General features: G+C 72.4%; 14 protein-coding genes. 9 read left to right on the top strand and 5 right to left on the bottom strand.

The annotated features are described in order from the left end of the window. Positions 1 to 540: 540 nt before the first annotated feature. Positions 541 to 1557 carry a zinc-dependent alcohol dehydrogenase family protein gene (locus tag LGR69_RS22590; protein WP_230367406.1) on the bottom strand — a complete coding sequence of 339 codons (1017 nt, stop codon included), beginning with the start codon at positions 1555 to 1557 and terminating at the stop codon, positions 541 to 543. A gap of 100 nt (positions 1558 to 1657) precedes the next feature. On the opposite strand from LGR69_RS22590, the gene LGR69_RS22585 reads away from it, so the two are divergent. From LGR69_RS22585 to LGR69_RS22570, 4 genes are all read left to right on the top strand, one after another. Then, entirely contained in the window at positions 1658 to 2599 is a 942-nt protein-coding gene (locus tag LGR69_RS22585; protein ID WP_230367405.1) for a LysR family transcriptional regulator, read from the top strand. 345 nt (positions 2600 to 2944) lie between these two features. Next, a complete protein-coding gene (locus LGR69_RS22580; RefSeq protein WP_230367404.1) occupies positions 2945 to 4888 on the top strand; it encodes an autotransporter assembly complex protein TamA in 1944 nt (647 codons plus the stop codon). Further along, positions 4889 to 9445: a translocation/assembly module TamB domain-containing protein gene (locus LGR69_RS22575; RefSeq protein ID WP_230367403.1), complete on the top strand. Its 4557-nt coding sequence runs from the start codon at positions 4889 to 4891 to the stop codon at positions 9443 to 9445. A 441-nt stretch (positions 9446 to 9886) separates the two neighbouring features. Beyond that, entirely contained in the window at positions 9887 to 10204 is a 318-nt protein-coding gene (locus LGR69_RS22570; protein WP_007562246.1) for an HPr family phosphocarrier protein, read from the top strand. Positions 10205 to 10210: 6 nt separating this feature from the next. Here the strand turns inward: LGR69_RS22570 and LGR69_RS22565 are convergent, their stop codons facing one another. From LGR69_RS22565 to LGR69_RS22550, 4 genes are all read right to left on the bottom strand, one after another. After that, positions 10211 to 10915, bottom strand: a complete 705-nt coding sequence (locus tag LGR69_RS22565; protein ID WP_230367402.1) for an endonuclease III domain-containing protein — start codon at positions 10913 to 10915, stop codon at positions 10211 to 10213. Between the two features lie 57 nt (positions 10916 to 10972). Next, a complete protein-coding gene (locus LGR69_RS22560; RefSeq protein ID WP_230367401.1) occupies positions 10973 to 11473 on the bottom strand; it encodes a hypothetical protein in 501 nt (166 codons plus the stop codon). A 102-nt stretch (positions 11474 to 11575) separates the two neighbouring features. Beyond that, a complete protein-coding gene (locus LGR69_RS22555) occupies positions 11576 to 12670 on the bottom strand; it encodes a CobW family GTP-binding protein (RefSeq protein WP_230367400.1) in 1095 nt (364 codons plus the stop codon). Between the two features lie 64 nt (positions 12671 to 12734). Further along, positions 12735 to 14231 (bottom strand): D-alanyl-D-alanine carboxypeptidase family protein, encoded by a 1497-nt coding sequence (locus LGR69_RS22550; RefSeq protein WP_122160358.1) that lies wholly within the window; start codon positions 14229 to 14231, stop codon positions 12735 to 12737. A gap of 254 nt (positions 14232 to 14485) precedes the next feature. Here LGR69_RS22550 and queE point away from each other — a divergent pair, with 254 nt between their 5' ends. From queE to LGR69_RS31900, 5 genes are all read left to right on the top strand, one after another. Further along, positions 14486 to 15118: a 7-carboxy-7-deazaguanine synthase gene (gene queE / locus LGR69_RS22545; protein WP_230367398.1), complete on the top strand. Its 633-nt coding sequence runs from the start codon at positions 14486 to 14488 to the stop codon at positions 15116 to 15118. A 182-nt stretch (positions 15119 to 15300) separates the two neighbouring features. Then, positions 15301 to 16659 (top strand): hypothetical protein, encoded by a 1359-nt coding sequence (locus LGR69_RS22540; protein ID WP_230367397.1) that lies wholly within the window; start codon positions 15301 to 15303, stop codon positions 16657 to 16659. A gap of 23 nt (positions 16660 to 16682) precedes the next feature. Next, on the top strand, positions 16683 to 18185 hold the full coding sequence (locus LGR69_RS22535) for a hypothetical protein (protein ID WP_230367396.1): 1503 nt from the start codon (positions 16683 to 16685) through the stop codon (positions 18183 to 18185). Beyond that, complete coding sequence (locus LGR69_RS22530; protein ID WP_230367395.1) at positions 18182 to 18670, top strand: hypothetical protein; 489 nt, start codon at positions 18182 to 18184, stop codon at positions 18668 to 18670. The genes LGR69_RS22535 and LGR69_RS22530 overlap by 4 nt, the downstream gene beginning before the upstream one ends. 4 nt (positions 18671 to 18674) lie before the next feature. Further along, positions 18675 to 22226, top strand: a complete 3552-nt coding sequence (locus tag LGR69_RS31900; RefSeq protein WP_268868726.1) for a tubulin-like doman-containing protein — start codon at positions 18675 to 18677, stop codon at positions 22224 to 22226. Positions 22227 to 22370: the final 144 nt, after the last annotated feature.

The following is a 22370-nucleotide window of genomic DNA, read 5'->3' as shown; positions in this document are numbered from 1 at the left end:
CCTGGGACGATCCGATGCTGCCGGCATTCCAGAGCGCGTTACACGGCAGGGAGCAACTGACTGTCCTCGAATCCGACAGGGCGAGACCAATACGGTTGTTCGCGGACCGAAAGTAAGTCGAGCTCGATTTCAGAGCACTTCACAAAACGCCCGATCACCGCGCGCGCCCCTCCCTCTGCACGCGACGGCGCCGCGGGCGTGATGTAAGAAGTGCTATGCGGGGCAGCAATGCCGATAGCTTTGGTATAGTTCTCTTAATCTACTTCACGAAAAAGTTTTTGTGCACCTTTCAACCAACAATCCTTGCGCAATACTGATCGCCGAATTTCACCGGGATCGGGTGTTGTTGGTTCCCGCGATCAAGGACACGCCACCAAATAAACCAAGCGGTCCGCTCGCGCAGGCCGACCTTGCTGCGTTCAGGGCTAGGTCTGGTGTGAACGTCGAACAGCTAGATCAGGGTCCAATTGTGCGGAAAAAGTGGTGGCGCGCCGAGGCAGGGGAGGGGCCCGCGACGCAGCCCCGCCCGCCGCCTTGCGGTCAGTCGAACCCGATGACGATCTTTCCGAAGGGGCCGCGCTCCAGGTGATCGAGAGCGGCGGGCACGTCCTCGAGAGCGTAGCGTCGATCGATCACCGGCTTCAACGCCATGACGTCCACGGCTCGGACGAGGTCTTCGAGGGCCCGCCGATGGCCGACGCGGATGCCTTGGACCGTGGCGGATTTGAGCATCAGGTTCCCTGCGGCGCCCGACAGGTCGTATCCTGCGATGACGCCGATCACCGAGACGCGCCCATCGACGGCCACGGCTTCGAGCGATCGCGCGATGTGCGCGCCGCCGACGATCTCCAGGATGTGGTCGATCCCGCGATCCGCGGTGAGCCGATAGACGGCTTCGACCCAATCGTCGCGGTCGATGGCGTGGTCGGCGCCCAGGGCGCGCGCGCGTTCGCGCTTCTCGGGGGCACCCGAGGTGACAAAGACCTCGGCGCCGTGCGCCTTGGCGATCTGAAGACCGAACAGGGCGACGCCGCCGGTCCCCTGGACCAGCACGCTCTGGCCAGCCTTGAGTCGCCCGCGCTCGACGAGCGCGAACCAGGCCGTGAGACCGGCACAGGGCAGGGTGCTGGCTTCCACGAGATCGAGGCCGTGCGGAGCAGCGACGCACCAATCCGCCGGTACGGCGATGTATTCTGCCAGGACGCCGGGATGGACGCCGCCGAGGCTTCCGACATCCAGAGTCTTCGCGGTTCCCGGGGCCGAGCCGTCGATCCAGCCGGGGAAGAAGGTCGTCAGAACCCGGTCGCCCACCTGGAAGCGGGTGACGCCCGCGCCGATGGCCGCGATCGTCCCGGCGAGATCGGATGCCGGGGTGAACGGGAAATCGAGGGCGAGCCCCATCCCGTGCTGGATCACGAGCGTGTCGCGGTAGTTCAACGACACCGCCGCGGATTTCACCAGGATGTGCCCCGGCCCTGGTTCAGGGATGGGGACCCGCTGCAGCCGGAGTGCCTCGCGGCCGAAGCCGGTCATCTCCCAACGCCTCATCATGGTCATTCGCGAATCTCCGATCGTCTGCCGACCGGTGATGCGTAGCGTTGATCGACGGACCCCTGTGGCGATAGTTCGGACCCGGATCGGTGCATGCGGGGCAACAATGATTCCGGGTGATCTGCTGGCGGACCTGCCGATGTTCGTCGCGGCCGTCGAGGCCGGCAGCTTCGCCGCGGCGGCCGCGAAACTGAACCTGACGCGCTCGGCGGTCGGGCGAAGCATCGCCCGGCTGGAACGCCGGCTCGGTGTCCGGCTGTTCCACCGTACGACCCGCTCCCTCGCCTTGACCGAGGACGGGCTGACCCTGTTCGAGCATGCGCGGCGCGCCCTCGGCGAGGTGCAGCTCGCGACCGCGCTGCTCGATTCCGGCCGGCACACGATCGCGGGCCGGCTGCGCGTCTCGATGCCGGTCCTGTTCGGGCGCCTGCGCATCGCGCCGATCCTGATCCGCCTGGCCGACGCACATCCGAAGCTGGAGCTCGATCTCAACTTCAGTGACCGGCTGGTCGACGTGGTCGAGGACGGTTTCGACCTCGTGGTGCGCAACGGGCGGTTGCAGAATTGGCCCGGCTTGATCGCGCGGCGGATCGCGTCCCAGCCCATGCGCGTCTGCGCGGCGCCGCGCTATCTCGATGGCGCGGGCGCGCCCGAATCCCTGGCGGACCTGACCGGCCATCACGCCGTGCTCTATGGCCGTCCCGGGCGGGTACGCTCCTGGCTGTTTCCACAACCGGGCGGCCCCGCGACGGAGATCGTCCCGCCGAGCCGGATGCAGTTCGACGATCTCGGCGCGCTTCGCGACGCGGCGCTCGGCGGTCACGGCCTTGCCTGGCTTCCAGCCTGGCTGATCCGGGACGACGTGGCCGCGGGACGACTCGTGACCGTGCTCGACCATCTGCCGGCGCATGCCTTTGAAAGCCACGCGCTCTGGCCGCAGAGCCCGCATCTGCCGCTGCGCGTGCGCCTCGCGATCGACGCGCTGGCAGCGCTGGTCGCGGAATCGACCTTCCGGGCCGAGAGCGGCCGATCGCCCGCATCGGGTTGAGACCAGGCGCAGGCGCCGTCGGCGCGTCATATCGCGGTTCGGCGCGGCAATGCCGCCGTGCTCGCACCAGCGGATCGGCCTTCCCGACCTGTCCCGGGCAGGCGTTTCCCGCCCCGGTCATCCCCCGTCCGTCCCCAGGCCGGGCCGCCCGGATTTGGCGTTCGGCACCCGGAGCTTTACAATACGTGCGGGGACGCGGCTTCAGCTGCGGAGGGGGGATCATGACGTATCATCGCGCGCGCCGCGCCGCCGACTGCGAACGGAGCTGAAGACCGCGTTTTGCGCGTGTCCGTTCGCCTGGGTCGATCGAGTCTGTCCGGTGCGCCGCGTGCGCTGCCGCGGCTGATGCTTGTCGCGGCAACATCCGTGACGCTCGTTGCCGCGCAGCCCGAGACGGCACGGGCCTTCGACCTGTTCGGCCTGTTCGGCTCGGAGCCTGAGCCGCCGGCACCGAGCCCGACCGCCCTGCCGTATGCGGTGCGGATCACCGGCACCGACGATTCCGACGTGCTTCAGGCGCTCAAGGACATCTCGACCCTCTACCGCCTGCGCCAGGACCCGCCGCCGGACGGGGAGGGGCTCCTGCGCCGGGCCGAGACCGATCTGCCCAAGCTCACCGATGTCCTGTCGGGCTACGGCTATTACCAAGGGACCGCCGCGATCCGGATCGATTCCGTGCCGGTGGCGGGTCAGGCCGCGGCCGCCTCCGCCGTGGGGGCCGCGGAGCGGTGGCGCAATCGCGGCCTCGTGCCGGTGCGGATCGCGGTGGATCTCGGGCCGCTCTATACGTTGCGCCGGATCACGGTCCGCGACGTCGCCGGCCGGCCGTTCCCCGACGATGTGCTGCCGCCGCGGATCACCCGGGTGGACGAGGACGTGCCGGCCCGCTCGGCCACGGTGCTGGCCCGGGAAGCCCGGATCGTGGACGAATTCCGGGCGCAGGGGCACCCCTTCGCCAAGGTGGTGGCGCGCGATCCGGTGGTGGACGATGCCGCCCACGTGATGGATGTGACCTTCACGGTCGATCCCGGGCCGGTAGCGGGGCTCGGGCCTGTGGCGGTCAGCGGTGCGCCGGGGATCGACCCGGCGACGATCCGGTCGTTCATCTATGCCGAGCCGGGGGACCCGTACTCGCCCCAGGCGGTGGCGGCGATCCGCAAATCGCTGACGCGCATCGAGGCGATCGGAGCCGCGCGGGTCCGCGAAGGGACGGCGCTCGACGCGGACGGAAACCTGCCGCTCTTCGCCGAATTGACCGAGCGCGAGCGCAATCTCGTGGGCGTCTCGGCGCGCTATTCCACGGTCGACGGCCCGGGGGTGCGCGCCTACTACGCCAACCGCAACCTGTTCGGGGGCGGCGAGACGTTCCGGCTCGATGCCGACATCTACTACCTCGGGTTGGGCAACGATCCGTTCGCGACCCAGCGCAAGATCGCCCGGATCGGCACCAACGGACTCGGCGGGCGCCTGTCGGCGACCTATGTCCAGCCGGCGCTCGGCGGCACCCGCAACGACTTCCTGGCCAACGCCTTCATCACCCGTGAGGTCCAGCAGAGCTATCTGGTGGATGGCGGCGGGGTCTCGGCGGCGATCCGGCACCGGTTCTCCGACACGTTCTCGGCCCAGATCGGATTGGATGCCCAGGCCGGTCGCTCGAAGGATGCGCTGGGCACGGTCAATTACCGGCTGATCGGCGTGCCGGCCTCGGTGACCTACGATTCGACCGACAGCCTGCTCGACCCGACCAAGGGGTTCCGGGCGATCGCCTCGCTGGCGGCCTATCCCGGTGCGATCTCGTCGCCCGGGATCGTCGTCGCGAAGGCGCAAGGCTCGACCTATTATTCCCTGGACGACGAGTCCCGGTACATCCTGGCCGGGCGGATCGGCTTCGGCTCGGTGTCCGGCGCGCCGCTCGGGGACATCCCGGACAATTTCCGCTTCTTCGCCGGCGGCGGCGGCTCGGTGCGCGGCTATCCGTACCGGACGCTCGGGCCGATCGGGCCGTTCAACCTGCCGATCGGCGGCCGCAGCCTGCTCGAAGCCTCGCTGGAGGCGCGGATCAAGATCACCGACACGATCGGGGTGGTGCCGTTCTTCGATGCCGGCACCGCTTTCGCCTCGTCACTGCCGGATTTCGATGAGAAGATTCGGAAATCGGTGGGCATCGGCCTGCGCTACTACACCGGCATCGGCCCGATCCGCGCGGATCTCGCCTTCCCGCTCGATCCCTACAAGGGCGGCCATGTCCGCCCGGCCGTCCTGTATCTCAGCCTCGGGCAGGCGTTCTGAATGGCTGGTTTTTTCGGGACGCTGAGACAGGCCGGTTCGTCGGCGGTGAACCCCGGCGGCGACCCGTTTTCGTGCCAACCTCACACCCGTCAGGATGCGGCGCGGGTCCCCTCGCCCGTTCGGGAGAGGGACAGGGGTGCGACTTTTCCGGAGCAACCTGGTCCCTCACCCCAACCCTCTCCCGAACGGGAGAGGGGGCTCGTCGCGGCCTTCACGCACGAATCTGCGCGTCTCGTGGTCTGCAGGGAAGGCAGGAAGGCCGCGCTTGTGCTGGCCTGCCTCGCGCTTCTCTTTATTCTTCTGATCCCCACCGCCGTCCCAACTCACGCCGACGACGGCGAGAAATCCGTGCTCGGCGGGCTCCTGTCCCGGGCGCTCTCGACCCCGTCGTCGCGGGTGGCGATCGGCGCGGTGGACGGCGCGCTCTCTTCGGATGCCACGATCCGCGACGTGGCGGTGAGCGACCGCGACGGCGTCTGGCTGAAGCTCGACCGGGCCCGGATCGTCTGGCGCCGGCTCGCCCTTCTGTCGGGACGGCTGGAGGTGGACAGCCTCGAGATCGGACGGCTCGAGGTCCTGCGCCGGCCGATTCCCGGGCCGACCCCGCCGGAGGCCAAGCCCGACGGCAAGCTGCTGCCCGACCTGCCCGTGAAGGTCGAGATCAAGGGGTTCAAGCTGGCCGAGCTGGTGCTGGGCGAGCCCGTCGCCGGTCAGCCGGCGCGGCTCTCGGCGGAGGGCAAGGCCCGGCTCGGGGCGGCCAGCGAGGGGCTGGACCTGCAGGCCAGGGCCCAGCGCCTCGACGCCGCCGGGCGCTTCCTGCTCTCCCTGGTCTACGTGCCGGAGGGCGACAAGCTGGAGCTGAGGGCCAATCTCGTCGAGCCGGCCGGCGGCCTGCTGTCGAAGGCGGCCAACGTCCCTGGCACGCCGCCGATCGATTTCGACCTCGCGGGCACCGGAACCCTCGATGCCTGGAACGCCCGGCTCGATTTCGCCGCCGGCCCGGATATCGGCGCCAAGGGCGGCGCCAAGATCTCCCGGATCGGCGCCGAGCGCCGGCTGGCGCTCGACCTCGCCGCGCGGATCGAGGGCCTGGTGCCGGGGCCGGCCGCCTCCGTGTTCGCCGGCACGACCAAGCTCGACGGCGGCGTCGCCTTCGCGGATAGCGGCGCCTTCCGGATCGACCGGCTGGAACTGACCTCGCGCACCGCGCGGCTCGCCGCCGGCGGCAGCCTGACCAAGGACCGGATCGCCGACCTGACGTTGCAGGCCCGGGCCCTGCCCACCGAGGGCGCGGTGACCAAGGCCGGCGATGCCGAGATCGAGAAGCTGGTCTTCGATGGCAGCGTGAAGGGTCCGCTCACCGCGCCGACGGTGCGGGGCAACCTCGACGCGGCCGGCCTGCGCAGCCGCGAATCGGCGCTGGAGCGCGTCGAGGCGCGCCTCGGGGTCGATCCGCAGGGCGACCCGTCGGCCCAGCGCTTTGCCATCACGGCGGACGGCAAGGTCGAGGGATTGCGGCTGGCAGATCCGGCCCTGCGCCGGGCGATCGGCAGTCGCGCGCAGCTGACCCTGCGGGCCGCCTCCGGGCCGGACGGGGTGATCGACGTCGCGAGCCTCCGGGTCGAATCCGACACCGCCAAGGCGAGCTATGCCGGCCGCGTCGGCCAGAACACCCTCGCCGGCACGCTGGACGCAGCCCTGCCGGATCTCGCCGTGTTCTCCGGCCTTGCCGGGCGCGGGCTCGCCGGCAGCCTCGACGCCAAGGCGCGCCTCAGCGGCGATCCGGCCCGCAAGGCGCTGGCGGCCGACCTCACCGTGACCAGCGCCGGCCTCGCCACCGGGATCGCGGCGGCCGACCGGGTGCTCGGCCGCGCCCCGACGCTCCAGGGCCGGGTGTCGCAATCCTATGACGGCTACGGCTTCGACCACCTGCGCCTGGAGGGTTCCGGCCTGACCGCGACCCTGCAGGGCGAGGCGACCTCGGCCGCCGCGGACGTGACCGGACGGGTCGACCTCAAGAGCCTTGCCGACCTCGACGGCCGCCTGACCGGCCGCGCCGGCATCGACGCGCGCATGACCGGCTCCCTGGAGCATCCGCTTCTGGCCGCGACGGTCACGGCGCCGTCGGCGACCGCGGACGGCAAGCCGATCCGCGACCTGCGCGCCGAGGCCGTCCTCAGCGACGCGCTGCTGGCGCCCGACGGCACCCTGAAGCTGTCCGGCGAGGTCGCCGGCAAGGCCCTGCGCGGCGGCGCCCATGTCGCGAAGGCGGGGGCCGACTGGGTGCTCGACCGGCTCGACCTCGATCTCGGCTCCGTCTCCGTCTCGGGCAACGCGATCGTGGCGGCCGAGACCTGGCTGTCGGCCGGAACGCTCTCGGTGAAGGCGGGCAACCTCGCCGACATCTCCCCGCTGGCCCCCGAGCCCCTGGCCGGGCAGCTCGACGCCACGGTGAACCTCGCCCGCGACGGCGGCCGCCAGGACGCGGCGATCCGGGCGACCGGTGCCGCCCTGCGCTACGGCGCTTACGGTCTCAACCGCCTCGATGCCGACCTGAAGGGCCGCGACCTGCGCGCCTACCCGGTCCTCGATGGGCGCCTCGACGCCGACCGGCTGCTGGCCGCGGGTCAGCAGATCGATACGGTGCGGCTGGCCGCGCTCAGCAGCCCGGCGGGCAGCGACGTGACGCTCACCGCCAAGGCGCGCGGCTTCAACCTTGACGGGGCGGTCCGGCTCGTGCCGGCCGACGACACGCGCATCGACATCCAGCGTCTGTCCGCCGCTCGCGGCGGCGACCGCTTCGCCCTGACCGGTCCGGCCAGCATCACCCTGCGCGACAGCGGCGCGGTGATCGACGGATTGTCGATCGCGGCCGGCTCCGGCCGGGTGACGGTCTCGGGCCGAGCCGGCCAGGCGCTGGATCTCAAGGTGGCGATCCGCGCGCTGCCGCTGTCGCTCGCCCGGATCGCCGCGCCGGACCTCGCCCTCTCGGGCACGCTGGACGGCGACGCCGACCTGCACGGGCCGGCCGCGAGCCCGGAGGGCCATTACGCGCTGACCATCTCCAAGCTCGTGGCGCCGCAGACCCGCCAGGCCGGCCTGCCGCCGGTGGATGCCAGCGCGAAGGGCACCCTGTCGGACGGGCAGGCCAGTCTCGACGGCCGGGTCACGGCCGGGAAGGGCGTCGCCCTGACCGTGGCGGGTTCCCTGCCGGTGGAGGCCGGCGGTCCGCTGAACCTGCGCGCCCGCGGCACCCTCGACGCGTCGCTCGCCAACACGCTCCTGAGCGTCGGCGGCCAGAGCGTCACCGGGCGGATCGCGGTCGACGGTGGCGTCACCGGCACCCTCGCGGCACCCCGGGCCCAGGGCTCGGCCGTGCTCACCGGCGGCAGCTTCACCGACCCGCTCAACGGCATCCGCCTCACCGACATCGACGGCCGCGTCACCGGCCGGGGCGACAGCCTCGTGGTCGAGCGGCTGACGGCCTCGGCCCGCAACGGCGGCCGCCTCTCGGTGACCGGCCGGGTCGCCCTGGAGCCGGATTTTCCGGGTCAGTTCCACGTCACCGCCGACAGGGCCGAGCTGGTCTCCAGCCCGCTGATGACCGCGGTGTCGAGCGTCGATCTCAACCTCTCCGGTCCGCTCGCCCGGACGCCGCGCATCACCGGCCGGGTCGATGTCGTGTCGATCGACGTGGCCGTGCCCGACCGCCTGCCCGCCACGGTCAGGCCGCTGCCGGGTGTCCGCCACGTCAACACCCCGCCGGAGGCCCGGGCGCGGCTGGCGCAGCGGGCCGACCGGAAGGCGGCAGGGAAGCCCGGGCGGCGCGCGACCAAACCCGCCGTGCCGTTCGACGCCACCCTGGACGTGCGGATCGACGCGCCGAGCCGGATCTTCGTGCGCGGGCGCGGCATCGACGCCGAGCTCGGCGGGTCGCTCCGGGTCACCGGCACGTCGCGGTCGCCGAACGCGGTGGGCGGCTTCGGCCTGCGCCGCGGGGTGTTCCAGCTCGTCGGCCAGCGCCTGGATTTCAGCCGCGGCAACCTGACCTTCGCGGGCAGCCTCGCCACCCCGGCCCTCGACTTCGCCGCCGAGACCAAGGCCGGCGACGTCACCGCCCGGGTGGCGGTGAGCGGCTTCGCCGACGCGCCGCAGTTCACCCTGACCTCCGATCCGGTGCTGCCGCAGGACGAGATCCTGTCGCGCCTGCTGTTCAAGAAGGCGGCCGGCGGGCTGTCGCCGTTCCAGGCCCTGCAGCTCGCCCAGGCGGTGGCGCAGCTCTCGGGCGGGGCCGCCGGCCCGGACGTGTTCGAGCAGGCCCGCAAGGGGCTGGGCCTCGACAGCCTCGACGTCTCCACGGGCGCGAGCGGCGGCCCGGCGCTCGGGGCCTCGCGCTACATCTCGGACCGGGTCAGCGTCGGCGTGAAGGCCGGGGCCAATCCGGCCGACACGGCCGTGGGGGTGGATGTCGACGTCACCCGCCGGATCAAGCTGAAGGGCGAAGCTGGGAGTGACGGCCGGACCAGCCTGGGGGTGGGGGCGGAATACGAGTGGTAGGGGCGAGGGCGCACCGGACGTCTGTCTTCGTTTCGCGATCTGCCTGAACCATTCGATCATCCTCGCAGTCATCCCGGGGCCGCGTAGCGGAGCCCGGGATCCAGAGCCGCCGACAGGTGAAGGTCTTGCACCGGCGGCGTTTCTGGATCCCGGGCTCGCCTGCGGCGCCCCGGGATGACGGAGCGATCGATTTTGCCGTAGGCGCACACCGGCGCGACGCCGAGCGGTAAGAAACTCTCGTCCCCTCGATCCCGCCGTATCGCCGCGATCGACCAATGATCGGTGCGAACTCCACCACACAGCGGCGCGGTTTCGCGTTCAAAATCCCCATCGGCTCAAACACCTCGGCCGAAGATCCGTTGGCCGGCCGGGCCAAGTCTGCTTAGGTGTCGAAGCAAGCGGCGCGATCAGCCGGAATCCGGGCGGGAAACACGAAGGGCGATGGACGACCTGTTCGAGACGGACGACAATCTTCCCGTGCCCGAGGGCGGCTTCCTGCGGATGCTGCCGATCATCAACCGGCGCGGCCTCCATGCCCGGGCCTCGGCGAAGTTCGTCCAGACCGTCGAGCGCTTCGACGCCGCCGTGACCGTGACCCGGGCCGGCGAGACGGTGGGCGGCCGCTCGATCATGGGCCTGCTGACGCTCGGGGCCGCCATGGGCACGCGCATCGCCGTCACCGCGGTCGGCCCGGATGCGGAGACCTGCCTCGACACGATCGAGGCGCTGCTCGCCAACCGCTTCGGCGAGGACGAGTAGGCCGGCTCAGGTCTCCTTGCCGGGCCAGGTGCAGAGGTCCGAGACCGGGCAGCGTGTGCAGGCGGGTTTGCGGGCCGTGCAGATGTCGCGCCCGTGCCGGAACAGCCAGATATGGGCCCCGTCCTTGAACCGCTCGGGCACGGCCTGGGCGAGCCCGTCGGCCACCGCGTCCACCGTGGCGCCTGGGGCCAGCGGGATCCGGTTCGAGACCCGGAACACGTGGGTGTCCACCGCGATCACCGGCTCGTGGAACGCGAAATTCGCCGTCACCTCGGCGCTCTTGCGGCCGATCCCCGGGAGCTTTCGCATCTCGGCCGCGCTGCGCGGCACCGCGCCGCCGTAGGTCTCGATCAGGGCCGCCGACAGCTTGACGATGTTGCGCGCCTTGGACGGCCCGAGCCCCACCGGGCGGATGATCTCGGTGATCTGCGCCTCGCCCAGCTTCAGCATCGCGGCCGGATCCGTGACCCGGGCGAACAGCGCGTCGGCGATGCGCGCCACCGTCGGGCCGGTGGATTGCGCCGAGAGCAGCACGGTCACCAGCAGCCGGAACGGATCGGTGTCGTCGAACCCGGCCTTCGGGTCCGGATCGGCCTCGGCGAGCCGCGCCAGCACCGCCGCGACCCGGCCGACCTCACCCGGCTGCGGCGCGGCGCGGGCCTTGGTCCGTCGCGGTGCGGGCCGGAGGCCGTGGGTTATGTTGCGCGTCATGGCAAGCAGCTAGGGCCGGGACGGCCGGCGCGACACGCGGCGGATTGACGGCCCCGTTCAGCCCCGCACCCGGCGCCAGGCCACGGGGCCTGCGCCGGGGCCGAAGGGGCCGGCCGCGAATCTCTCGACCCGGCGCAGGAATGCCGACCGGAGGGCGCCGCTCCGGGCCGAGAGCCGGCCCCAGATGTTTTCGGACGCCACGGCGACGGCCGGCTTGCGATCCGCGACGACCGGCACGGCGACCTCGGGCGGCGCCCAGCCCGCGGGCCGCACGCCGAGCAGGTTCTCGGCCGGGATCGCCCGCGGCCGGCGGAGGCGATCCGCCGCGGGGACGGGGACGGCGGGCCGACCCGCGCGGCCGAGCGCCGCCAGGCGAGCACGGATCGCTCGGTCGACCGCCGCAGCGGCGTCGGCATCGAGCAGGACGGGGGCCGTTTGGACGGTGAGAGCGTCCCGGCTCCAGGCCAGGACGAGCACCGGGCGCGGCCGATCCGCCGCGGGTTGCCGGGCCGTCGTCCCGGAAAGGCCGCCCTGTATCACGGTGAAGCGTCGCGCCATCGCCTGTCCCGACCTCTCGACCAATCGTCCCATTCCGGGACGCGGGGCGCCCCGGAGGCGCCGTTCGGGGCAATGGCTTCAAGGACGGTGCCGCCGGGCAGCTCAGCTCCCGGGGATCGCCAGCGGGTTGTCGGTCAGCGCCGCGGCGTCGGGCGCGTCCACGCGCGGACGGCCCAGGAAGGCGTCCCAGAGGCGCTGGACGAAGGCCGGGTCGAGGTCGCGCAGGATCAGGACGAGGCGGGAGGTGTGGTCGGGATCGGGCCAGGCCGGCAGGGTCAGGGGGGCGTGGAACACGTGCTGGACCCCGTGGACCACGATCGGGCGTTCCGGGTCGTCGGCCAGCGCCACGATCCCCTTGAGTCGCAAGAGCTTCGGCCCGTGGCCGGAGCGCAGCAGGTCCATGAACATCTCGAAGGCCGGCCGCGGCACCGGCGCGGCGCTGGTGAGGCACAGGGCCTGGATCGCCGCGTCGTGGCGGTTCACGTCGCCGGGGTGGTGGTGCGCGTCCTCCATGGCCGCGTCGCCGAGCCAGGCGCGGACGTCGGCGCCCTTGCCGTAGAGGCCGAACAGCCCGCCGAGCAGGTCCTCGGCCGCCGCATCCGGCGGCAGGATCGGCGCTGCCGGGTTGAGGGCGGCGAGCCGCGCCCGGATCCCGGCGATGTCGTCGGCGAGGTCGGCCTTGGTCAGGACGATCCGGTCGGCCACCGCGGCCTGGCGCACGGCCTCCGGATGGGCATCGAGGGAGGCGGCGCCGGTCACCGCATCGACCACCGTCACCACCGCCTGCAGCCGGTACCGGAGCACGAGATAGGGGTGGTAGATCAGCGCGTGCAGGATCGGCGCCGGGTCGGCGAGGCCGGTGGTCTCGATCACCACCCGGCGGAACGGCTTGATCCGGCCGTTGTCGCGCTTGCGCAGCAGGTCTTCGAGGGTCGCGATCAGGTCGCCGCGCACCGTGCAGCACAGGCAGCCGGCGCCGAGCAGGACCATGTCCTCGTCGATCGTCTCGATCAGCAGGTGGTCGAGGCCGATCTCGCCGAACTCGTTGACGATCACCACCGTGTCGGCGAGCGCCGGATCGCGCAGCAGCCAGTTGAGCAGGGTGGTCTTGCCGGCCCCCAGGAAGCCGGTGAGCACGGTGAGCGGGATCGGCTCCGGGCGGCGCGGATCCGGAGCGGGCGAGGCGGTCAGGGACATGACCGCGCAGATGGGGGTTTTCGGGGTCGGAGGCAACGCGCCGGGGCGCGATGCCGGGGGGCCGCTACTCCTCGGCGGTCGCCTTCTTGGCCGGCGCCTTCTTCACCTCGGCCTTCTTGCCCTCGGGCTTGGCCGGCGCCTTGTGGGCGGCGGGCTTGGAGAGGCCCTTGCCGGGCTTGGCCTCCGGCATGCCGGGCGTCTCCGCCGACGACGTGTAGGCGCTGGCGCTGCGCGGCAGGCCGTGGGCCGGCTTCGCGGCGACCTTCGAGGCCGGCTTGGCCGCGGCCTTGGCGGCGCTGGCGGCCTTGGCCTGCTCCAGCCGGGCCTCGCGGGCCTGCTTGGCCGCCTGCAGCGCGGCCTCGCGCTTGGCCTTGGCGGCTTCGAGCTTGGCGGCCCGCGTATTGGCGGCGGCCGTCTTCTGGGCGTTCTCCTGCGCCTCGAGGATCTGCTGGCCCTCGGCCGGGTTGCGGCCGATCCAGACCGCGATCGGCTGGAGCGGCGCCCGGGGCGGGAGCGTCCGGGCGCGCAGAGCCGGGCTGGAGAAGGCGGCCATGGCGAGCGCCGGGGAATTGGCGGCGGAGCCGCCGATCAGCTGCGCCGCCGAGCCGGGGGCGCTGACCGCGCCGGGGCCGTCGTCGATCGCCGGGGGCTTCTTGCCGCCGCAGACGAAGGGGCGCATGTCCGGCGGCGCGCCGAGCGCCGAGGCCGGCAGGGCGTCGAGGGTCGGGCTGGTCCAGCCGGCGCTCTGGGTGAAGGCGTAATCGAACAGGTCGGCGGCCTTCACGTCGCGCTCGCGCGGGCTCGGCTGGCCCATCACGACGGTGATGACCCGGCGGCCGTTGCGCGAGGCGGTCGCGACCACGTTGAAGCCGCCGGAGCAGATGAAGCCGGTCTTCATGCCGTCGGCGCCGGGATAGCGCCCGAGCAGGCCGTTGTGGTTGGCCATGACCGCCCGGCCGAACTGGATCGCCGAGATCGAGAACAGGTCGTGGGAATCCGGGAAATCGCGGATCAGCGCCCGGGCCAGCACCGCCATGTCGCGGGCCGAGGTCCACTGGCGCGGATCGGGCAGGCCGTTGGGATTGGTCCAGCGGCTGTCGCGCATGCCGATCCGCTGCGCGGTCTCGTTCATCAGGTCGGCGAAGCCCTCGATCGAGCCGCCGAGATTCTCGCCGATCGCGTAGGCGATGTCGTTGGCCGACTTGACCATGATGATCTTGAGGGCGTTGTCGAGGGTGAGCTGCGTCCCCGGCTTGAAGCCCATCTTGGAGGGCGGCTCGGAGGCCGCCGCCGCCGAGATCGTGATCATCGAATCGAGCGAGACCTTGCCCTGCCGCACCAGGTCCAGGGCGACGTAGGTGGTCATCAGCTTGGTGATCGAGGCCGGGTACCAGGGATCCGTCGGCGCCTGGGAATAGATCACCTTGCCGGAATCGACATCAACCACGAGGATCGGCGCGGTGACCGCGTTGGCGGCCTGGATCCCGATCAGGCTCGTGCCGAGAAGACCCGTCATCGCCGCGAGTCCGACGGTCACGCGCCGGAGGAGTGAAGAGGACATTCGAGCCCGACTCGTCAGAGGATCGCCAGGGTCGGCACCGCGAGGCACCGCTCTTCCGGCCGGCCGGCCGGGATTCGCGCAGCCCGGACCGCCGGGGCGGCCATCGTGCTGCATCACGGCATCAACGTCTCCACCGTGGCAAGAGCAAGGCGAGACACAACCGCGGGGCTGCGCCGCCTGGTTGTCGGTGGTCCGGAAGGCCCGCGCCGCTTATGTGCGGGATCACGGTCGAGCGAAAAGGTTTCGGGGACACGGTGGCTTACGCGGTCAAGGAGATTTTCCACACCCTTCAGGGGGAGGGCGCCCAGGCGGGACGGGCCGCGGTGTTCTGCCGATTCGCCGGCTGCAACCTCTGGTCCGGGCGCGAGGCGGATCGCGCCGCGGCGGCCTGCCGGTTCTGCGACACCGACTTCGTCGGCCTGGACGGGGAGGGCGGCGGCCGCTTCGCGGATGCGACGGCGCTGGCGGATGCCATCGCCCGGACCTGGGCCGGGGGGCCGGAATGCCGCTACGTTGTGTTCACCGGCGGCGAGCCGCTGCTCCAGCTCGATTCCGCGCTGATCGACGCCGTGCACGGGCATGGGTTCGAGATCGCGATCGAGACCAACGGCACCCTGCCGGCGCCTCCGGGCATCGACTGGATCTGCGTCAGCCCCAAGGGCGCCAATCCCCTGGCGCAGACGACCGGCCACGAGCTGAAGCTGGTCTATCCCCAGGCGGATGCCGACCCGGCGGATTTCGTCGGCCTCGCCTTCCGGCACCGCTTCCTCCAGCCGATGGACGGGCCGGAGCAGGGCGCTAGCACCCAGGCCGCCATCGCCTATTGCCGCCAGGACGCCCGCTGGCGCCTGTCGCTGCAGACCCACAAGATGATCGGGATCCCGTGAGGGTGCGGCCGGCCGGCGTAGCTCTGCCGTGCGGGCGCATCTCCCCTCGCCCGGCTTGCGGGCAGAGGGGGGACCCGTATCTCGTTCTGGCGTGAACGGGCCGTCCCATCGCCCCCACCCTTCCCATCCCGCCAAAAATCGGGAACGATCCCCACCACTTTCCCGCCCCTGGACCGGTGCCCTTGAGTCTGGACGATCCATCGCCGCTCGCCCACGCCGCACCGGAGGGCATCTGGCCGATCGATCCGGACCCGCGGGTCACGGATCTGCCCGGGCGCCAGCGCTGGACCTTCGGGGGCGGGCGGGCCCGCGCGGCCGAGGTCGCGGGCACCCTGGTCCCGGCGACCGATGCCCGGATCGCCTATCTGGGCATCCGCCGGGACGGGCAGGGCCGACCGTTTCCGGCCGCCTTCGCGCACTCGCCCGAGACCGGCGCCGCGCTGGGCCCGCCGGTCCCGCTTCCGGCCCCGGACATCCTCGACATCGACCTGGACAGCCTCACCGACGTGCCGCTACCAAGCGGCGTGCCGGCGCTGATCCGGGCCGGACACCCGGCCGCGCTGTACCTGTTTCAGGAGAATCTCGGCGCGTTCGCGGAATGGGACGGCCGAAATTTCGTGGGCCACGAACGGCTGCCGCCGCATCCGGTCGGAACCGGCATCACCGCAAGCCGCAGGGGCATCGCCTACGCCACTGCTGAGGTGCTGGTCGGCGTGCGGCTGCCGCAACTCGGGCGCGGTCTGGTCCACAGCGAGACCCGGGCGGCGGGCCTGCGGTTCCTGTCGGCGCCGTGCTGGCGCGGCGGCGACCTCCTCGTCCTGGGCGAGCGGGGCGGGCGCCTCGTCCTCTGCCGCCTTGCGGCCGAGTCGGACGCCCTCGACCTGCGCGACCTCGGGCGCGCCGCCCCCGATGCGGATTTCGCCGGGCCGTGGATGAACCGGCTCGGCGACGCCGTCTGGACCGGTCCGGACGGGTTCGTCGCCTGCCGGACGCTCGGTGACGAGACCACGGCCACTCCCTGGCCCGGGGGCTTCACGCCGGTCATCGCCCAGGCGCCCTGGCGGGACCGCGCCGACCTGTATCATCAGCTCGGCATGGCGGAGGGCCGCTATCACGTCGCCGCGCTGGCTCCGGATCCGGACCTGCACCGCCTCGACGGGCCGCATCTGGCGGCCGGACCCTGCACCTATTCCGGCGCGGAGCGGTTCGACGTGCCCTGGCAGGCCGCCGAGGAGGTCCTCAATCTCGGCACCCATGCGGGCAACCTGCTGGTGCCCCGCCTGTCGATGGCCCGCGACACGATCCTGCTCGCCCTCGACATTCCCGGTCCGCGCGGCGGTTTCCTGCGCGGCGAGCGCCTGTCGGGGCCGGTGACCGGCCACGTCCTCCACCACGCCCACGGGGCCGGGCTGCGCCGCCTGCCGGTGGGTCTGGCGGTGTCGCGGATCGGCGACGCGCGGGCGCTGCTGCACGACGGCGTGCTCTACCTCTGGAGCCGGTCGGAATGCCGCTGCCACGCCCTGCGGCTGCGCGCGGCATGAGCAGGTTCCTGCGGATCTTTCTGATGCTCGTCCTCGCGCTCGGCGGACACGCCCGGGCCGAGGCGCCGGTGCGGCAGGTCTTCCTCGTGCAGGATTCCGGCTGGATGGAGCCGTTCCTGACCGCGGAGGGCTCGCAGTTCCGGCCCCTGGTCGAGGCCCTGGTCGGGGCGGCCCGGGTTCCGGGAGCCGATATGGCCGTGGCGACCTTCGACCAGGACGGGCAGGTCCCGGGCCGGCCCTCGCCGCGCATCCTGTATGACGGCGCCTACGACGCCGCGCGGGTCCGGGCGGCGATCGCCTCGATCGACCTGCCGCGCAAGGCCGGCGGCACAGCCTATGCCGATGCGGATTTCAACGGCGCGCTGCTCGGGGCGATCCGCACCGGCCTGCGCGGCCGGGACGGGGTGATCTGGATGGTCACCAACAACAAGAACAGCCCGGGCAACAGCGCCGAGGTCGAGCGCAACACCGCCGCCTTCTACGCGGCCCTGCGCGACTCGGCGGCGATCAGCCGGATCGTCGCCTATCCAGTGCGGATGCCCCTCAAAGGTCGCAACTTCTCGGAGGGCGGGTTCGTCATCTACGGCATCGGCTACGGCGCGGCCGGCGGCCGGGCCCTCGAATCCGCCGTCAGCGCCCCGGCGCTCAAGGCCCTGTTCAGCCACCCGCCGGTGAGCCTGAAGCCGGTGCTGGCCGGCGGCCTGACCTTGCGCTTCGACCGGCTCGACACTGGCGGCTTGCAGGCCGGGTTGGAGAACGGCGTCCTGATCGTGAGCGGGGCCGATGCCGCCGCCGGCACCGCCCTGCGGCTGACCGCCCATCTGCGCAACGGCCTCTACCCGCAGCGCGTCGCGGCAGCCCGGCTCGCCCTGAGCTGGAGCGAGGTCGGCACCGAGGCGGGGCTCGCTCAAGCCGCGGTCTCGCCCGCCGAGATCGCCGACCTGGCGCCGCAGGCCGAGAGCGGGCCGCTCTCCGTGGTGCTGACCCTGCCGCCGATTCGGCGCCCGAGCGGCCTCGCCGGATTGCTCTCCGACGGCCGCACCGTGGATGGCACCCTGACTCTGCGGCTCGCGGACTTGCGCCTGGCGCTGGATCCGGCCTTCCTGGAAAGGGTGCGGCCGATCTTCGGCAGCGGGTTGTTGTCCGGGGACCAGATGGGCGGGCCGGTCGGGGATGCGCGTGCGGTGGAGGGCCGGCTGCCCGGCCTGTTCCGCGACTATCGCGGCGTCTCGGAAGCGTCGGTGAGCCTGCCGGTGCGGATCGAGGCGGCGTTCTCGCCCTGGCCGCTGATCGCCGCCGCCTCCGCCGCCCTGGCGCTGGCCGCCGCGGCCGGCCTCGGGGCCCTCGCGCTCGCCCGGGCGCGGGTCCAGACCGTGATGCTCGGCACCGTCCCGAAGCGGGTGAGCCTCCGGCCGTACCGCACCCAGACCCTGCGCGCCCCCGACGGCAGCCGCTGGCAGGTGCGGGCGGGGCTGTGGGGGCCGGCCCGCGCCACCCGCCTGCAGGAGTCCGGACCCGGCGCATGATTCCTTTGCATCTCGACCGCCTGGGGCCTCCCGGGCTCGTTCACGTCCAGGCCCGGACCGGGCAGGATTTCACCATCCCCGCCCCGCAGAACCCGGCCCCGCAGGCCGATCCGATCCAGACCGCGCCGCCCCCCGCCGGGACGAGCACCGGGGCGAACCCGTTCAGCACCCTCGAACGGGGGCCGACCACCACGGAATTCGCGCTCGGCGCCGCCGCCCTGGTGGTTCTGGCGGTGCTGTTCCTGTTCGTCCGCCAGGGCGTGCGCACCCACCTGATCAACCGCCGGGCGACGCTCGACGCCGCCAACGGTGCGAGCTGGATGCTGTTCTCGGCGCTGATGCTCACCGCCGCGATCCTGGTCAGCGCCACGGTCGGCCGGCTCTGGCAGGCCTGGGCCGGGCTGGCGGCCGGCTTCGCCCTCTGCCTCGTGCTGTTCGGCGCCGCCCTGGTGCTGTTCCTGCGCGCACCCGAACGGAGGCGCTGAGACCATGGCTGACGCCCGGCCCGCCGAGACCGAGACGCTCCTGAAGGTCCGCCCGACCGTGTTCGTGGCGCTCGGCGGCACCGGCATGGAGGTGCTGCTGCGCCTGCGCCGGCGCATCCTCCAGGCCGACTGGAACGGGACGCGGATCAGCGCCCTCGACCAGTTCCCGGCCGCGTCCTTCCTCTACTTCGACACCGACACCCTGGAGGCCCGCGAGGCCGGCCGGGCAGCGGCCACCGACGCGCTCTCGGCCAAGGTCGCGTTCCGCGAGGGCGAGACCCTGCAGAAGGCGGTCAACCTCGCCCGCTACCAGGCCGAGCGGCGCAGCTACCCGCATATCGATTCCTGGCTGCCCGCCCGGGACCTGTCGCGCATCGACGCCTCGAAGGGCGCGGGGCAGATCCGCGCCATCGCGCGGCTGCTGTTCTTCGACGAGGTGCGCAGCTTCATGGACCGGCTGACCGCCAAGGCCGGCGCGGTGCTGGCCAACGTCTCGAACGAGGCGCAGCTGCGCGCGCTCGGCCTTGACACCGCCACGGACCTGCGCGTCGTCGTGGTGGCGTCGGTGGCCGGCGGCACCGGCTCGGGGGCGGTGATCGATGCCGGCTACGCGATCTCGTCGCTGGAGACGCCCAAGCGCCCGGACGCGGTCGATCTCTTCCTCGTCCTGCCCTCGGGCTATGTCGGCGCCAACAAGGACCGGGTCTTCGCCAACGGCGTCGCGACCCTGTCCGAGCTCGAATACGCCATGCGCGGCAATCCCGAGCCGCCCTATGTCGAGAGCTGGGGCGACCATGCCCGGGTCGCCCGCGGGGTCGAGCGGCCGTTCAGCGACGTCTACCTGTTCGACACCCAGAACCTCGCCGACCAGCGCACCGCCGCGATCGGCGACCTCTACGACATGATGGCCGACGTGCTGTTCGAGGATTTCGGCAATTCCGAATTTTCGGGCCGCAAGCGCTCGACCGGCGTCAACCAGACTCAGCACAAGATGCGCAAATGGGCGCCGCCGAGCCCGGACCGCGCCGGCCGCGCCGCCCTGTTCTCCCTGAACTACTCGGCCCTCGGCCAGGCCGTGCTGGCCACACGCGGCAGCCTCGAATTCGAGGAGCACGCCGCCCGGGCGGGTCTGGGCATGGTCGAGGCGTTCTTCGGCGTCGCCCGGGGGCAGGGGGAGCGCCACATCCCCACGGTCGAGGAGCGCGACCGCTTCGCCGCCGACCGGCTCGCCCTGCGCTTCTCCGCCTTCGAGGCCTTCCCGAAGGTGCTGCGCCCGGCGCCCCCCGGCATCCCCGAATACGACCTCGTCGGCACGCTGCTGCAACGGACGGACGGCTCCTCGATCCAGGAATCGGTGGCGCTCGGGGTCGAGGAGGCGGTGGACGCGATCCGGACCGAGATCGCCAGCCCCCGGGACTGGGCGCCGAACCTGCGCAAGGAGGCCGAGCGCCTGCGCGACGACATCCTGGGCCGCACCGGCTCGGGCGCCGCCTACGGCCCCCGCGGCGCCGAGGTGCTGGACGTGCGCGCCAAGCTCGAGGCGGCCTGGCTCTCCGATCGGGACGGCGCGCTGCCCGCCGCCCTCTACCGCCTGCTCGACGACCAGGAGCGCGGCGGCCTCGACTACGCCCGGGCCCTGATCGAGGGTGTGAAGGAGCTGATCGAGGCCGATGGCGGCGCGCTCGCCCGTCTCAATGCCGCCGCCGACACCTATGCGCGGCTCGCCGACGAGATGCTGGCCGAGCATTTTTCCGCCTCGCTCAGCCGGCTCGATCAGGTCCGTCCCGGCCTGATCTTCTCGCACCGGCGCGACGCCGAGCGCTACCTGGAGCAGGCCCGGGAGGATCTGCGCGGCTCCTGCGTCCTGCGCATCCGTTCGGTGGCCGCCCGCGAGGCGGCCGAGCTGCTGCGCCGGGTCTCGGCCAAGCTAGGCACAAGGACCGGGCGGGACCCGGAGACCGGCGCCGCCCGCTACGACGGCCTGCTCGGCGCCCTGAACCAGGGCCACGAGGATGTCGGCCGGCTGATGCGCGAGCTGCGCCTCGACATCGCCGAGATCCGCAACGCCATCGAGCGCCCCTCGGGCGGCACCTTCCTGGTCCTGCCCTCGGGCGACCTGCCGGACAAGATCGCGGTCGCGCCGGCCGAGCAGCTGGCCTGGGCCCGGGAGGCGTTCCGGGCCTATGGCGGGTCGCGGGCGATCTTCGCGCTGCTGCGCGAGGAAGACACCCGCGCCGACCTGCTCAACGCGGTGCGCGACATGGCCCGGCGCCGGCTCGGGCCGCACCGCGCCCGCATCCCCTCGGCGCTCGACGCCCTGCGGGAATTGCCCCCCGCCCGGCAGCGCGAGACCCTGGAGCTGATGCTGCTGCGCTGCATGCCCTGGATCTACGCGCGCTTCGACGCCTTCAGCCCGGGTGGCGACCAGTTCAAGACGATCCTGGCGGTGGAGGGCTCGCGCGCCTTCCAGGCCGAGTTCGGCCCGATCCTGCGGGCGAGCCTGCCGCCGGTGCTCGGCGCCGGCGAGATCGGCTTCCTCGAATCGAGCCAGCGCGGCCGCATCGTTTGCTACTGCGAGCTGTCCGGCGTGCCGCTCGACGTGCTCGGCCCCCTGCGGCGCGACTGGCGCAACGCCTACGCTCAGGAGCTCGACCGCCTCGACGCGATCCCGCTCCACAACCACAAGGACTATCTGCGCTTCCCGGACCCGGTCGCCCCCTCGGCCGAGGAATCCGACGCCCTGCGCGAGACCCTGTCGCTGTTCCTGCGCGCGGTCTGCCTCGGCCTGCTCCAGCGCGCGCCGGAAACAGGGCTGTGGCGCTTCGCCTTCGAACCGGGGGATTGGCGCAGCGTCGGCTCGGAGCGGACCCTGCGGCGCAAGCTGTTCGACCGGGTTCAGCGCGCGGCGATCGCGGCCCAGCTCGCCGAGGCCGAGGCGGCCCTGTCGCCGGTCCAGAACCTCGCGATGGCGGCGCTCTTCGCCTGGACCGCCAAGCGCGCCTACGCGCCCCGGCGCGAGACGGTGAATTTCGACGCCGAGGCCCGGGTCGGCGGGATCGGCCACGGGGTGGCGGACGCGCTGAGCCGGCGCTGGCGCCAGGGCGCCGTCGAGGCCGGCGGCCTGCCGGGCGATCCGGACCGGCTGTTCGACGCGTTCCTCGCCCAAATCGACGCCTGGACGAAGCCGATCCCGGGCAGCCTCGCCGACGTGCCCGCCGAGGAGGCCAACCGCGACCCGGCCGACCCGCCAGCCCTGCGGGCCGTGGACAAGCGCGTGATCGAGCCCGCTTCCTTCACCACGGAGGGGCTGCTGCGGCTCGCCAACCCGGCCGCGTCCGCCCCGCCGCCACCGCCGCCGGCCGCGCTCTTCTACGTCTACCGGGACACGGTCGAAGGCCCGTTCCCGCTTTCCGAACTGGCCGCCCAGGCGCGCGCCGGCACCCTGAGCGCAGCCACCCAGATCCACCCGCAGGGCGGAGCCTGGATCGCCGCCGGCGACCACCCAGCGCTCGCCCCGCTCCTGGCACCACCGCCGCCACCGCCTCCGGCTCGCTGAACGCGCATGCGGTTGGCGACGGTGTGGTCAACGGTCTCACGCGGGCCACACCGTCATTGCGAGCGCAGCGAAGCAACCCAGTGTAGCCCCACATCTTGAGAACGCGCGCTGCCCTCGGTTGCTTCGCTGCGCTCGCAATGACGG

The sequence above is a fragment of the Methylobacterium brachiatum genome, assembly GCF_020523825.1.
In the GTDB taxonomy this organism is placed as follows: domain Bacteria; phylum Pseudomonadota; class Alphaproteobacteria; order Rhizobiales; family Beijerinckiaceae; genus Methylobacterium; species Methylobacterium brachiatum.
This window is presented reverse-complemented; position numbering and strand designations above follow the sequence as displayed.

Bases quoted from the DNA above. Each gene is read 5' to 3' on its own strand.
- LGR69_RS22585 (WP_230367405.1), top strand. From the start codon at position 1,658: ATGATTCCGGGTGATCTGCTGGCGGACCTGCCGATGTTCGTCGCGGCC.
- LGR69_RS22555 (WP_230367400.1), bottom strand. From the start codon at position 12,670: ATGTCCCTGACCGCCTCGCCCGCTCCGGATCCGCGCCGCCCGGAGCCG.
- LGR69_RS22560 (WP_230367401.1), bottom strand. From the start codon at position 11,473: ATGGCGCGACGCTTCACCGTGATACAGGGCGGCCTTTCCGGGACGACG.
- LGR69_RS22580 (WP_230367404.1), top strand. From the start codon at position 2,945: ATGCTTGTCGCGGCAACATCCGTGACGCTCGTTGCCGCGCAGCCCGAG.
- LGR69_RS22575 (WP_230367403.1), top strand. From the start codon at position 4,889: ATGGCTGGTTTTTTCGGGACGCTGAGACAGGCCGGTTCGTCGGCGGTG.
- LGR69_RS22550 (WP_122160358.1), bottom strand. From the start codon at position 14,231: ATGTCCTCTTCACTCCTCCGGCGCGTGACCGTCGGACTCGCGGCGATG.
- LGR69_RS31900 (WP_268868726.1), top strand. From the start codon at position 18,675: ATGGCTGACGCCCGGCCCGCCGAGACCGAGACGCTCCTGAAGGTCCGC.
- LGR69_RS22535 (WP_230367396.1), top strand. From the start codon at position 16,683: ATGCTCGTCCTCGCGCTCGGCGGACACGCCCGGGCCGAGGCGCCGGTG.
- LGR69_RS22565 (WP_230367402.1), bottom strand. From the start codon at position 10,915: ATGACGCGCAACATAACCCACGGCCTCCGGCCCGCACCGCGACGGACC.
- LGR69_RS22530 (WP_230367395.1), top strand. From the start codon at position 18,182: ATGATTCCTTTGCATCTCGACCGCCTGGGGCCTCCCGGGCTCGTTCAC.
- LGR69_RS22570 (WP_007562246.1), top strand. From the start codon at position 9,887: ATGGACGACCTGTTCGAGACGGACGACAATCTTCCCGTGCCCGAGGGC.
- LGR69_RS22590 (WP_230367406.1), bottom strand. From the start codon at position 1,557: ATGACCATGATGAGGCGTTGGGAGATGACCGGCTTCGGCCGCGAGGCA.